This window comes from Chryseobacterium sp. TB1-D10 (genome assembly GCF_059803555.1).
The window spans coordinates 341,611-355,270 of record NZ_JAPFHB010000001.1 but is presented as its reverse complement, the minus strand read 5'-3'; the positions used below and the strand labels follow the sequence as shown (position 1 = coordinate 355,270).

General features: G+C 35.7%; 16 protein-coding genes. All 16 read left to right on the top strand.

What is annotated here, in order from left to right:
- Positions 1 to 79 precede the first annotated feature (79 nt).
- The 16 genes from OPU68_RS01660 (at position 80) to OPU68_RS01585 (ending at position 13,621) form a co-directional block, all read left to right on the top strand.
- A complete protein-coding gene (locus tag OPU68_RS01660) occupies positions 80 to 3,733 on the top strand; it encodes an MMPL family transporter (RefSeq protein ID WP_498472220.1) in 3,654 nt (1,217 codons plus the stop codon).
- A 42-nt stretch (positions 3,734 to 3,775) separates the two neighbouring features.
- A complete protein-coding gene (locus OPU68_RS01655) occupies positions 3,776 to 4,687 on the top strand; it encodes a dialkylresorcinol condensing enzyme DarA (protein ID WP_498472219.1) in 912 nt (303 codons plus the stop codon).
- Between the two features lie 3 nt (positions 4,688 to 4,690).
- Entirely contained in the window at positions 4,691 to 5,830 is a 1,140-nt protein-coding gene (gene darB, locus OPU68_RS01650) for a dialkylresorcinol biosynthesis protein DarB (RefSeq protein ID WP_498472218.1), read from the top strand.
- The gene (locus tag OPU68_RS01645) at positions 5,830 to 6,261 is read left to right on the top strand and encodes a hotdog family protein (protein WP_498472217.1); all 432 of its coding nucleotides are present in this window, start codon (positions 5,830 to 5,832) and stop codon (positions 6,259 to 6,261) included. The genes darB and OPU68_RS01645 overlap by 1 nt, the downstream gene beginning before the upstream one ends.
- 95 nt (positions 6,262 to 6,356) lie before the next feature.
- Positions 6,357 to 6,800 carry a hotdog family protein gene (locus OPU68_RS01640; RefSeq protein ID WP_498472216.1) on the top strand — a complete coding sequence of 148 codons (444 nt, stop codon included), beginning with the start codon at positions 6,357 to 6,359 and terminating at the stop codon, positions 6,798 to 6,800.
- A 7-nt stretch (positions 6,801 to 6,807) separates the two neighbouring features.
- Complete coding sequence (gene DarG / locus OPU68_RS01635; protein WP_498472215.1) at positions 6,808 to 7,215, top strand: flexirubin biosynthesis protein DarG; 408 nt, start codon at positions 6,808 to 6,810, stop codon at positions 7,213 to 7,215.
- 47 nt (positions 7,216 to 7,262) lie between these two features.
- A complete protein-coding gene (locus OPU68_RS01630; RefSeq protein ID WP_498472214.1) occupies positions 7,263 to 7,415 on the top strand; it encodes a hypothetical protein in 153 nt (50 codons plus the stop codon).
- Between the two features lie 110 nt (positions 7,416 to 7,525).
- Positions 7,526 to 7,846: a hypothetical protein gene (locus OPU68_RS01625; RefSeq protein ID WP_498472213.1), complete on the top strand. Its 321-nt coding sequence runs from the start codon at positions 7,526 to 7,528 to the stop codon at positions 7,844 to 7,846.
- Positions 7,847 to 7,860: 14 nt separating this feature from the next.
- The gene (darH, locus tag OPU68_RS01620; RefSeq protein ID WP_498472212.1) at positions 7,861 to 8,856 is read left to right on the top strand and encodes a BtrH-related acyltransferase DarH; all 996 of its coding nucleotides are present in this window, start codon (positions 7,861 to 7,863) and stop codon (positions 8,854 to 8,856) included.
- A gap of 1 nt (position 8,857) precedes the next feature.
- Positions 8,858 to 9,610, top strand: coding sequence for an ABC transporter ATP-binding protein (locus tag OPU68_RS01615; protein ID WP_498472211.1), 753 nt, complete (start codon positions 8,858 to 8,860; stop codon positions 9,608 to 9,610).
- The gene (locus OPU68_RS01610; protein ID WP_498472210.1) at positions 9,600 to 10,862 is read left to right on the top strand and encodes an ABC transporter permease; all 1,263 of its coding nucleotides are present in this window, start codon (positions 9,600 to 9,602) and stop codon (positions 10,860 to 10,862) included. Before OPU68_RS01615 ends, OPU68_RS01610 begins: the two co-directional genes overlap by 11 nt.
- Positions 10,852 to 11,271 (top strand): acyl-CoA thioesterase, encoded by a 420-nt coding sequence (locus OPU68_RS01605; RefSeq protein ID WP_498472209.1) that lies wholly within the window; start codon positions 10,852 to 10,854, stop codon positions 11,269 to 11,271. The genes OPU68_RS01610 and OPU68_RS01605 overlap by 11 nt, the downstream gene beginning before the upstream one ends.
- Before the next feature lie 66 nt (positions 11,272 to 11,337).
- A complete protein-coding gene (locus OPU68_RS01600) occupies positions 11,338 to 12,504 on the top strand; it encodes a beta-ketoacyl synthase N-terminal-like domain-containing protein (protein WP_498472208.1) in 1,167 nt (388 codons plus the stop codon).
- 40 nt (positions 12,505 to 12,544) lie between these two features.
- On the top strand, positions 12,545 to 12,787 hold the full coding sequence (locus OPU68_RS01595; RefSeq protein WP_498472207.1) for a hypothetical protein: 243 nt from the start codon (positions 12,545 to 12,547) through the stop codon (positions 12,785 to 12,787).
- The gene (locus tag OPU68_RS01590; RefSeq protein ID WP_498472206.1) at positions 12,777 to 13,064 is read left to right on the top strand and encodes a type II toxin-antitoxin system RelE/ParE family toxin; all 288 of its coding nucleotides are present in this window, start codon (positions 12,777 to 12,779) and stop codon (positions 13,062 to 13,064) included. Before OPU68_RS01595 ends, OPU68_RS01590 begins: the two co-directional genes overlap by 11 nt.
- A 17-nt stretch (positions 13,065 to 13,081) precedes the next feature.
- Positions 13,082 to 13,621 (top strand): 3-oxoacyl-ACP synthase, encoded by a 540-nt coding sequence (locus OPU68_RS01585; protein ID WP_498472205.1) that lies wholly within the window; start codon positions 13,082 to 13,084, stop codon positions 13,619 to 13,621.
- Positions 13,622 to 13,660: the final 39 nt, after the last annotated feature.

Sequence of the window (13,660 nt, the reverse complement as noted above, 5' to 3'; positions counted from 1 at the left end):
TTTAGTATGCTGGATTTTAAAATTTGTCGTTATTAATTATATCAATGAAAGCAGTAAATTTGCCTGTTCAGTATACAAAATGCATCGCTTTTTCATCTATCTATATTATCTGATTTCCAAAAACAGAATCTTTTCCGTTGCGGTGACGCTGGGAGTCGCTGTTTTGTGTTTATTTTTTGCTTCAAAAATTAATTTTGAAGAAGACATCAATCAAATCATTCCTAAAAGCGAAAAATCTGATCTGACGGCGAAAGTTCTGAAACAACTCAACTTTTCAGATAAAATCATCGTCATTATCGAAAAAAAATCGAAAGACGACAACTTTCAGTTATCCGAAACAGCTGATAAATTTTTAGAAAAAACACAACCTTTACAAAAATATATCGGCTCGATTCAGGGAAAGGTGAATGATAACGAAATTTCGGAAACGTTTGATTTTGTTAATCAGAATCTACCTCTATTTTTAGACGAAAACGATTACAAGGAAATTGACAGAAAGCTCAACAAAGACAGCATTGCAAAACAAGTTGAGAACAATTATGTTTCATTAGTTTCTCCGACAAGTTTGGTCACGAAAGATTTCATTAAAAAAGATCCATTGGGAATTACTTTTTTAGGAATCAAAAAACTGAACGCTTTAAACATCAGCAAAGATTTTAAACTCGAAGACAATTACGTCGTAACCAAAGACGGAAAAAATCTTCTGCTTTTCATCGAACCGAAAAATAAAAGCAACGACACCAAAAACAACGAAGCTTTCGTCAATCAACTCAATGAAATCAAAGACAACCTCAACAAAGAATTCAAAGGAAAAACTGAATTAAGTTATTTCGGTTCGCCAGTGATTGCGGTTGCAAATGCCCAGCAAATCAAAAAAGATATTCAGAATACGGTGATTATTTCGATGACTGTGTTGATGATTTTATTGATTTATTATTTTAAAAGTTTTTTCACACCTATAGTTATCTTTCTACCGACTTTATTTTCGGTTTTGCTGGCGTTGTTGGTTTTGTATTTTATTAAAGATAAAATTTCTGCCATTTCATTAAGTGTTGGTGCCATTTTGATCGGAATTACCATCGACTACGCGCTCCACATTCTCACACATTATAAGCATAACAACAATATTGAAGAGCTTTACAAAGAAATTACCCAACCGATTATTCTGAGCAGTGCAACGACGGCAGTTTCATTTTTATGTCTTGTTTTTGTCCGTTCCGAAGCTTTGAAGGATTTGGGACTTTTCGCTTCGATTACGGTTTTGTTTTCGTCAGTTTTGGCTTTAATAATTGTTCCGCAACTGTATCATCCGAAGGAAAAATCGGGGAAAGTAAATGCTAATTTCATTGATAAAATCGGACATTATCCTTACGAGAAAAACAAACCTTTGATTATTGGTTGTTCGATCGTGATTATTGCGTGCTTGTTTGGTTTCCGCCATGTTGGTTTCAATGAAGATATTGGCGATCTCAATTACATTCCGAAAGATTTAAAAATAAGTGAGGCGAAACTTGAAAAATTGTCCGACATCACTTCAAAATCCATTTACACCATTTCTTACGGAAACTCTGAGGAAGAAGCTTTGGCAAGAAACTCAGATTTGAGTCAGTTTTTGGAGAAAGAAAAAAAGGAAGGGAAAATTTTAAGCTACAATTCTCTGGGAAACGTTGTTTTATCTAAAGAAGACCAGCAGAAAAAAGTAGCAATCTGGCAAAGCTTCTGGGACGAAAACAAGAAAAACCAAACCATTTCTGAATTGGTCAATAATGGAAATAAATTCGGTTTCAACAGTTCAGCTTTCGATCAGTTCAATGAAAATTTAAATAAAGCCTACTCTACTGTAAGTTTAAAAGATTACTCAACAATAAAAGCCTTTCAAATCTCAGAATTTCTCAGTCAGGAAAATGGTTTTTATACGGTTTCGAATGTGGTGAAAGTGGATGAAAAGAAAAGAGACGCTTTCATCAAAGATATTGAAAAGAAACACGACGCCATCGCCATCGACCGCCAACAAATGAACGAAAACTTTTTGGGCTTACTGAAAAGAGATTTCAACACCTTAATCAATTACTCATTGTTGGCAATCCTTCTCACTATCATTGTTTTCTTTAGAAATTTTGAATTGACTTTGCTTACGATGTTTCCTATTGTTTTAACAGGAGTTGTCACAGCGGGAATTCTCTATTTCCTTGGATTAGAATTAAATATTTTCAGCACCGTTGTCTGCACTTTGGTTTTCGGGGTTGGTGATGACTTCAGTATTTTCCTCACGAAAGCAATGCAGAAAGAACATACGACAGGAAAAAATGAACTTCCGACGTACAGAATTTCGATTATTTTGGCAGTTTTTACAACGATTTTATCCATCGGTTCTTTGATTTTCGCAAAACATCCGGCATTGCATTCTTTGGCATTAGTCGCTTTGATTGGAATGCTTTCCGTGATTATCATTACCTCAACTTTATATCCGTTCTGGTTTAGATTTTTAATTATTAATAGAACTAAAAAAGGACTTTCTCCGATCACTTTCAGACTGTTCTTACATTCGGTGATTCTCTTTATATATTATGGTTTGGGCGGATTGATTTTCTCAGCATTTGGAAGTGTTTTCGTAAAAAATGCGAAAGGGAAAACTTTAGATATTATCAAATTGATTTTGGCGAAATTTATGACCTCCGTTTTGTACGGAAATCCTTTTGTAAAGAAAAAAATCATTGCAAATCCTAACGAAGACTTCAGCAAACCTGCTATTATCATTGCAAATCACACATCTTTTCTTGATACTCTGGCAATTGGAATGACGACGCATAAGATTGTTTACCTTGTAAATGACTGGGTCTACGACTCTCCGATTTTCGGAAAACTTGTAAAAGCTTTAGGTTTTTTTCCGGTCTCCCAAGGTATCGAAAATGGAAAGGAGAAATTGAAAGAAAAAATCGAACAAGGTTATTCATTAGTGGTTTTCCCAGAAGCTGAAAGGTCTTACACAAATGATATCAAACGTTTTCACAAAGGCGCTTTTTATTTGGCCGAAGAATTTAGTTTAGACATTTTGCCAATCTACATTCACGGGAATTCGGAAGTTTTGCCAAAAGGCGATTTTATCATCTACGACGGAAGTATCACAATAAAAGTGGGCGACAGAATTAGAAAAGATGATTTGACTTTCGGAGAGAATTATTCTGAGAGAACAAAAAAAATCAATGCCTATTTCCGAAACGAATTTGCCAAACTGAGAAATGAAATTGAAGACGAGAATTATTTCAAAAAGAAATTATTTTTAAGCTTCCTTTATAAAGAAACGGAAGTTGTAAAGACTGTCAAAGAAGATTTTAATAAAAATAAATCTGTTTATTTTGAGCTGAATAAGCATATTCCAAAAGATGCTACCATCCTCCATATTTCGGACGATTTTGGACAAAAGGACATCCTTCTCACTTTACAGCAAGCGAGCAGAAAAATTTTTTCACTGATTAAAGATGAAGAAAAAAGAGAAATCGCTCAACAAAATTATCTGGTGAGAAAACGAAAGATAAATTACATTCGAAACCTTTCTGACATTAATAAAACCATTGATGTCCTTCTAATTTCTAACCAACATTTTGACCTTTCTAGCATCCAAAATCTGCCGGAAACGATTATTTTCCTCAACACAGAAAATTCAATTTCTGAGAATCTCAATTTTAACTTAATCCATAATTCCGAATCAATTAAGGTATTAAGACAGAAATAATAAATTTGAAAATCTTATTTTTGTAATTATATTAGATTATTGATGCAGAAAAACATACTTGTCATTTATTACACACAAACAGGGCAACTGGAAGATATTGTAAAAAATATCGCCAAACCGTTTGAAAATAATGAACAATACAAAGTCACCTATTACAATATCAAACTGAAAGAAGATTTCCCTTTTCCGTGGCCGAGTGATGTTTTTTTCAACACTTTTCCCGAATCTTATCTTCAAATCCCAAGCGAAATCCACCCGCCGTCCGACGAAGTTCTGAACACCAGATTCGATTTGATTCTTTTCGGCTATCAGGTTTGGTATCTCACGCCATCAATTCCAACTATTTCATTTTTGAAAAGTGGATTTGCTGAGCAGATTTTAAAAGACACGCCAATCGTAACCATTTCCGGAACGCGGAATATGTGGATGCTTTCTCAGGAAAAACTGAAAGTTTACTTGAAAAGAATGAATGCTAGATTGGTTGGAAACATCGCATTGGTAGACAGGCACGACAATTACACCAGCGTTTTGACAATCCTGCGTTGGCTTACAACCGGACAAAAAGAAAAATCCGGAATGTTACCTTCCGCCGGCGTTTCCGATGAGGAAATCAATGGAGCAGGAAAATATGGCGAAATCATCAAAACTTATTTAGACAAAAACGATTTTGCAAATCTTCAGCCAGATTTGGTAAAAAATGGAGCAGTGGAAATCCGTCCTTTTCTCGTAAGAATGGAAAAAGTGGGGAACAAGATTTTCACCATTTGGAGCAAATTGATTATCAATAAAAAAGAAAAACGACCTTTGCTTATCAAATTCTTTAAGGTATATTTGATGACAGCAATATGGGTGGTGTCACCAATAGTTTTGGTATTCCATTTGCTTTTGACGCCTATTTTGTGGTTCAAAAGAAAGAAACAAAGAGAATATTTACAAGGAATAAATTTAAAATAAAAAATGAGTAACGTATATATCACCAAGTCTTCCACGTACTTACCAAATGATCCGATTGCCAATGACGAAATGGAAAATTATTTGGGACTGGTAAACGACAAACCATCTAAAGCCAGAGCATTGATTTTGAGAAACAATCAAATCAAAACGAGATATTATGCCTTGGACACCAACTCCAAACCGACGCACACCAATGCCGAAATAACGGCAAAAGCAATTGAAGGTTTGTTCGATGACCAATTCACGAAAGAAGATATGGAACTGTTGTCTTGCGGAACGACTTCTGCAGACCAAATCCAACCTTCGCACGCCTCAATGGTTCACGGCGAACTGAACATTGGAAAATCTGTGGAAATCAACACTTCTATGGGACTTTGCAACTCCGGAATGAACGCTTTGAACTATGGTTTCCTTTCTGTAAAAGCAGATGTGAAAAACAATGCTGTTTGCGTAGGTTCTGAAAGATTTTCTTCTTGGATGACGGCGGACAAATTCAACCACGAGGCAGAAAATTTGAAGCTTCTTGAAGAAAGACCAATTGTAGCCTTCAAAAGAGAATTCCTAAGATGGATGTTATCTGACGGTGCTGGCGCATTCTTATTGGAAAATAAACCAAGAGAAAACGAAACGTCTCTAAGAATCGAATGGATTGATTTCTATTCTTATGCACACCAAATCGAAGCTTGTATGTACTCAGGTTGCGAAAAACAGGAAGACGGAAGCCTGAAATCTTGGGCAGAATATCCAGCGGAAGAATGGTTGAACCAATCCATCTTTGCTTTGAAACAGGACACGAAAATCCTTGACAAATATATTTTGGTAAAAGGCGCAGAAAGTTTGAGAACTTCTTTCGACAAACATCAGTTAGACCCGAAATCTGTTGACCACGTTTTGGCGCACATTTCATCCGGTTATTTCAAAAATGGATTGAAGGAAGAATTTGCCAATGTTGGATTGGATTTCCCTTGGGAAAAATGGTTCTACAATCTTTCTGAAGTGGGGAATATCGGCGCCGGTTCTATCTTCATCGCTGTTGAACAATTGATGAATTCTGGAAAATTGAAGAAAGGTGAAAAAATCCTTCTTTGCGTTCCGGAAAGTGGAAGATTCGCGTATTCTTGTGCATTATTGACGGTTTGCTAATGGAAAGCCACTTACCAAACTCCGACAAAGATTTTGTAGAAAGTCTGATTCCGCAAAGGTTTCCTTTCGTAATGGTTGGCGAAGTTTCCGATTATTCTGAAAGTCACGTTGTTTCTGGATTTATCATTAAAGAAGATAATATTTTCGTCAGCGAAGGCACTTTTCAGGCTTCAGGACTAATTGAACATCAGGCACAAACAGTGGCTTTGCATACAGGTTACAAATATTTTCTTCTAGGTAAAGAATCTCCGACAGGTTACATTGGCGCCATCAAATCTGTTGAAGTTGAAAGCTTACCGAAAATAGGCGACCAACTGATTTCTGAAGCCACGATTCTGAATGAAATGATGGGTGTAACTTTAGTAGAAATTATAACTAAAATCAATGAAACAGTGATTGCAAAATCGCAGATGAAAACGGTTGTGAAATAATAAAAATAAACCACAAAAGTCACAAAAGAAAAAGTAAATTATTCTAAAGTTAGAAATTACGATTGCTTTTGTGACTTTTGTGTTTAAAATAAAATATGGAATTGAAGGCCGAAAACTTAATCAACATCCACAATTTTCTTCCCCATCGCAAACCAATGCTGATGGCGGATTACATTTTGGAATTGACGCCGGAAACTGTCATCACTTCTTTTGAAATTAAAGCAGACAATATTTTTGTTTTAAATAATGAATTTGTGGAATCCGGATTGATAGAAAATGTGGCACAAACCTGTTCATCGATTCTTGGACAAAGTTTTTTCCAGAATCCAGATGTTGAAACTAAAGTGATAGGTTTCATTACCAATATCAAAAAAATAGAGATTTTTGCCTTACCTAAAGTGGGCGATAATATCATTTCCAAAGCATCTTTGATTTTTCAATACGAGAACATTTGCCACATTTTCTGCGAGACTTTTATTAATGAAAAATTACTGATACGAGCAGAAATTAATTTGTTTATTCAGGAATTGAAAAACTAAGAATCAGATGAAAAAACAAGACATTCCACAGGACGAAAGCAATCTTCAATCAGCAAATATGACCGAAATGTTATATGTGACTGATGAAAATAACAATTACACCACCGCTCAAAGCATCGGTTGGGAAGCCAAAAAAGCTGCCCTTGACGAATCGATGGAGCTCATCAATGAAAGAATTGAAGAGGCAAAACAAAACGTTGCCAACAATATAGCCAGCCCAATTGTCTATTTTATGGAACTCAACAAAATGGATATACAGGTTTTGGCAGCTTATGTAAACAAATGGAAATGGACTGTAAAAAAACATTTTAAGCCAAATATTTTCAAAAAACTAAATGATTCTACCCTGAAAAAATACGCCGACACTTTCGCAATTTCAGTAGATGAATTAAAAAATTTTGACGGGAAATCATAATGACCTTAACTGAGCAAAATTATTACTGTGAACTACGTTAAATTATTATGAAAAAAATTATATTACTTTTTCTTTTATTTTCTGGATTAATTACAGCTCAGAAAAAGAAAAGCTTAAAGCAACAAAAGTCTTGGGATGTTAATTGCTATTTGCCTACAGGTGAGAATGCTCAGCTGAACAAAGTGTTGGCAAATCAATAAATGATTTTAGTTATAAATTTGAGGAAAAAGCAAGAACTTGGAATGCTTGGGTTAAAGAAGATGAAGCAATCGTTGTTTTCAAATCATTCACTAAAAATCCATTATTCCTGTTGTTGCTCAAAAACAAAAATTATTCAGCAGAAAAAATAAAAGAAATAATTGAGAGTGTAAATGAAGAAAATTCAAGCTACTATTATTATTTTGGCAAATATAATTACGGCTCGCATCATTTAGGTTTGAAAAGCGAACTAAAGTCTTATATAGAGAAGAAAATACTTGATAAGAAATTTGTTTTAGAAACTTTAAACCAACCGACAGAAATAAAACAATCTTTATATGGTGGAGAACCAGCAACTTGCTTTTTGTATCCAGAAATTGGTGTAAGGATTTATTTCAATTATGACATAGCTATAGGTTATGACGAGTATTAAAACAAAAACAACGAATGAAAATCAACTTCGAACACCACCAGACAGCCCACTGCGAAAACGGTGTGGCCTCCAATTTACTCCTCAACAGAGGTTTAAAACTCAGCGAACCAATGATTTTCGGAATTGGTTCCGGATTGTTTTTCGTGTATTTACCATTTTTAAAAGTAAATTTTGCACCGGGATTTAGCTATCGCCCAATGCCGGGAGCAATTTTCAGTAAAGCGGCAAAAAGACTTGGAATTAAAATTAAAAGAGTAAAATTTTCAAATCCAAAAGAAGCACAGGCAGCTTTAGAGAAAAATTTAGAACAAAATATCCCGACAGGTTTACAGGTAGGCGTTTTTAACCTTACTTATTTTCCTGAAGAATATAAATTCCATTTCAACGCCCACAATTTGGTGGTTTACGGAAAAGAAGACGGAAAATTCCTTATCAGCGACCCTGTGATGGATTTTGCAACAACACTGACTGAAGCCGAACTGGAAAAAGTTCGTTATGCTAAAGGCGCGCTCGCACCGAAAGGTCATATGTATTTCCCTACACATATTCCTGAAAATGTAAACTTAGAAGAAGCTATTAAAAAAGGAATTAAAGATACCTGCAAAAATATGCTCGCTCCCGTTCCGATTATCGGAATAAAAGCGATGCGTTGGGTCGCAAAAAGCATCCCGAAATGGGCTGAGAAAAAAGGTACGAAAGTGACCAATCATTATCTCGGACAACTCATCAGAATGCAGGAAGAAATCGGGACCGGCGGTGGCGGATTCAGATTTATTTACGGCGCTTTTTTACAGGAAGCCTCAGTGATTCTTAAAAATGACGAGTTGAAAGAATTATCTAAAGAAATTACCGCAATCGGCGACCTTTGGAGAGATTTTGCTGTAGATATCGCAAGAGTTTATAAGAACAGAAATTCGAAAAGCGACATTTACAATCAGCTTTCAAAATCAATGCTTCATATTGCTGATTTGGAAGAGGCGTTTTATAAGAAATTGAGAAAAGCGATTTAAGTTGGAAAATATCATCGAAATAAAAAATCTGTACAAGAAATACAAAAATTCGGAAGACTTTTCGGTTAATGATATTTCTTTGAACATCGATAAAAACGAAATTTATGGAATTCTCGGTCCCAACGGAGCAGGAAAAACCACGTTGATTTCTATGCTTTCAGGTTTGATTAAACCAACTTCAGGAAGTTTTACCATTAACTGTTTGTCGCCTAAAAAAGACAATTCGAAAATCAAACAAATCATCGGTGTTGTTCCACAGGAATATGCGCTCTACCCTACTTTGACGGCGAAGGAAAACCTGTTATTCTTTGGAAGTCTGTATGGCTTAAAGAACGATTATCTTCACAAAGCCATTGATGAAGCTTTAGAATTAATGGGCTTGACGAAATTTGCCAATAAAAAAGTCGACCAGTTTTCAGGCGGAATGAAACGCCGTTGTAACCTGATTGCAGGAACGCTTCACAACCCGAAAGTTCTGTTTCTGGACGAGCCGACCGTTGGCGTTGATGTTCAGTCGAAAAAAGCAATTATCGATTATCTTTTAGATTTAAATAAAAAAGGAACCTGCATTATTTACACTTCGCATCACTTATCGGAAGCGGAGGAATTCTGTACAAAAATCGCCATCATCGACCACGGAAAAATCCACGCAACGGGAACTCCGCAAGAATTGGTGGAAAGAGTTGCCAATGCTGAAAACCTGGAGGATGTTTTCATTTCATTAACCGGAAAAGAATTGAGAGATGTTGTATAAATTGTGGAGAAGTTTCATCAAGGAAATTCAGTTGCTGAAAAGAGATTCGGGCGGAATTGTCATTATATTTTTAATGCCTTTATTGCTGATTATTACGATTACTTTAATTCAGGATTCGACATTCAAAAATCTGGAAGGTTCAAAAATACCGATTATTTTTATTGATAACGACAAATCTGAAGTTTCCAAAGTCATAAAAAAAGAACTGGAAACCAGCAAAACGTTTGAACTCGTTACCGATTACAACGAAAAATCAGCTGAGAAAGCAGTTTTCACGGGAGATTATCAACTGGCGATCGTCATTCCTGAAAATTTGACGAAAGATTTAAATTCAAATATTGATTCTAAAGTTCAGACCGTCGTAAGCTCATTTGGTTTGGAAACCGATTCGACTGCGACAAAAGCTGTGGCTTCAAAAGCGAAAGACATTCATCTTTATTTCGATCCTGCAACCAATGCCGGATTTAAAAATTCTGTGATGAATGCCATTAACAAAATGGTTTTTGAAATCGAGAATAAAAAAATCTATAAAGCCTTCCAAGACCAACTCGGAACGACGGAAGACCTTGAAAACAAAAGCTCAATTACCTTCAAAGAAATAACACCGAACAAAGGCAAAGAAGAACTGATGCCGAATTCCGTTCAGCACAACGTTCCGGCTTGGGCTTTGTTTGCGATTTTCTTTATTGTGGTGCCTTTGTCGATTAATTTAGTTAAAGAAAAAAGCCAGGGAACGAGCGTAAGAGTTCGTGTGAGCCCGACGCCGTATTACATTCATATTTTAGGAAAAACATTTACCTATCTAATCATCTGCGTCATCCAGTTTTTGCTGATGGTTGCAGTGGGAATCTGGCTTTTCCCTTTGATGGATTTACCTCAGTTTGATGTCACCGGAAAAATGTTCCACCTTCTCATTGTCACTCTTTTTGCAGGATTGGCAGCGATTGGATTTGGAGTTTTAATTGGAACCGTTTCAGACACACAGGAACAGTCGGCGCCTTTTGGAGCGACTTCTGTAGTAGTCTTGGCAGCAATTGGCGGAATCTGGGTTCCGGTTTTTCTGATGCCTGAATTTATGCAGAAAATTGCGCAGTTTTCCCCAATGAACTGGGGACTGAATGCGTATTACGATATTATTTTAAGAAACAGTGGCATTGGCGAAATTGCCAAAGAACTGATTTTCCTATTTTTATTTTATATTGCGATGGTGACTATTTCTTTACTTTACGAACGAAAACAAAATGCAGTCTAAAAATTTAACTTGTACCGAAGAAGTACGCGTACGATTCAATGAGACAGACCCGCTGGGAATTGTCTGGCACGGGCATTATATCGTGTATTTTGAGGATGGAAGAGAAGCTTTCGGAAGACAGCACGGTTTGACCTATCTTGACATTCAGAAAGCAGGATTTGTAACACCTATTGTGAAAAGCACGTGCGAACATTTTCTTCCTTTGAAATACGGCGAAACTTTCAATATTGTAACCACTTTTGTGAATTCTGTTTCGGCGAAATTGATTTATAAATACGAGATTTTCAATCAACAAAATCAATTGATCTGCAGTGGAGAAACCACTCAGGTTTTTCTGGATTCTGAGAATAATTTATGTCTGTACAATCCGGAGTTTTTCCAAACCTGGAAAGATAAAATGGGATTATAATTGGCTTTTAGCGATTAGCTTTTGGCTTTTGGCTTTTCAAAAAAGATTCAAAAATTTTAGTAATTAATGAACAAAGAAATTTACATTACAGACTATAACTGTGTCACACCTTTGGGTTTTGATGTGGAATCAAACTGGAAAGCACTTCTGGAAGGAAAATCTGGCGTGGCTTTGCATAAAGTTATTGATAATCTAGATCCATTTTACGTTTCTAAAATTGATTCTGAAAAACTTGAAGAGGAATTTAAAAAACTCTTCGGCTCAGCTCAGAGTAGCACGGAAAATTTCACAAGACTTGAAAAAATGTTTTTGTTAAGTCTAAAACCTTTGGTAAAAAGACATCAAATTTCAGATGAAACCGCTTTTATTCTTTCAACGACTAAAGGAAATATCAGTTTATTAAAAAACGAAAGCACTTTGCCGGAAGGCGTTTACCTTTCAAAATTAGCGCAAAAACTCGCAGATTTTTTTGGATTTAAAACCAAACCGATTGTTATTTCAAACGCTTGTGTTTCCGGAGTAATGGCGATTTCTGTTGCAAAAAATATGATTCTGGCAGGAAAATACAAAGATGCTTTTGTGATTGCCGGTGATGAAATTTCCGAGTTTGTAATTTCAGGATTCAATTCGTTTCAGGCAATTGGAAGTGAGCCCTGCAAACCTTATGATAAAAACCGAAACGGAATTAACTTGGGCGAAGCCACGGCAGCACTTTACATTACCAGTTGTCATTCTGACGAAGGAAGAATCTCACAAATCGACAAATTTAAGTTCAAAGTTTTAGGCGACTCAGCGATTAACGACGCCAATCACATTTCAGGACCCTCAAGGACCGGCGACGGATTGTTTGCGAGCATTCAAAATGCGATGAAAGAAGCGAAAGTTTCTGTCAAACAAATCGATTTTATTTCCGCCCACGGAACGGCAACGCTTTACAACGACGAAATGGAAGCCATCGCATTTAACCGAATGGATTTGCAAAATGTTCCGCTCAACAGTATGAAAGGTTATTACGGGCATTGTCTCGGCGCATCAGGTTTATTGGAAAGCATTATTTCTATGGAATCTGCATTGAAAAACACTTTAATACCATCCAAAAACTTTGAAGAAATGGGTGTTTCTCAGGATTTGAATATTATTAAAGAAAATCAAACTGCAGACATCAAATATATTCTGAAAACAGCTTCTGGTTTTGGTGGGTGTAATGCGGCTATAGTTTTGGAAAAGGCATAAAAATAATTTTGTACTTTTGATAGAATTAAAGTTTTAGGAAATGGAATCTACTGTAGAAATCAGAAAAAGAATTCACGACTTTATAGATATTGCAGATGAGAGAATTTTGCGCATTATCAATGGAATTATAGATGTGGAAGAGCAAGAAGACAACTGTCCCGCTGTTCCGGATTGGTATTACGAGAAGCTTGAAATTGAAAGGGAAAAGCATTTAAAGGGAGAAACACCTTCATATACTTGGGAAGAAGTAAAGAAAAAGTTGATGAAAGACTATGACTTATAAATTAATTTTAAAGTCAAGAGCTCACATCGATCTAGCGGAAGCAATAGAATATTATCAAAGCAAGCGAAAAGGTCTAGGTCTTAAATTTTTAAAATGTGTTCAAAAGTTTTTTGGCAGAATTACCAAAAATCCGCTCCACTATTCATTAAAAAGTAGCCAATTTCGTGAAGCATACATCCAAAAATTCCCTTTCGTTATTATTTATGAATTGATAGATAACGAAGTTGTGGTGTTCACTGTTTTCAACACTCATCAAAATCCAACAAAAAAGCCTTAAACTTTTGAAAATCCTCAATGAAGAAAACAGACATTTGCATCATAGAAAACTCAAAAATAACCGTCAACGAACAAATTATTTTTGAAAGCAAAACTGAAAATTTCTCAGATTTCGCAAAAGAAGCTTATAAAAGTTTAGAAGTGAATTATCCAAAATTTCATAAAATGGATAATCTCAGCAAACTTGCATTTCTAGCTTCCGAAATGATTCTGAAAAATGACAACCACAGCAAAACAGCTTTGGTTTTCGCCAACAAATCATCAAGCCTCGATACCGATTTTAAATATCAGGAAAGCATCAATTCTCAGGAAAATTATTTCCCGAGTCCTGCTGTTTTTGTGTACACTTTACCTAACATTTGCGTTGGCGAAATTAGCATTAAACATAAAATGCAGACTGAAAACGCATTTTTCGTTCTGGATGAATTTGATGAGGAATTTTTAAACTCCTACGCAGCACAGATTCTGCAATCAGGGAAAGCTGAGAAAGTCTTGTGTGGGTGGGTCGAACTATATCAGGAAAGTTATAAAGCTTTTGTATATTTGCTGACATTATAAATTTGATAATTTGAAAATGTGCTAATTTGAAAATGTTCA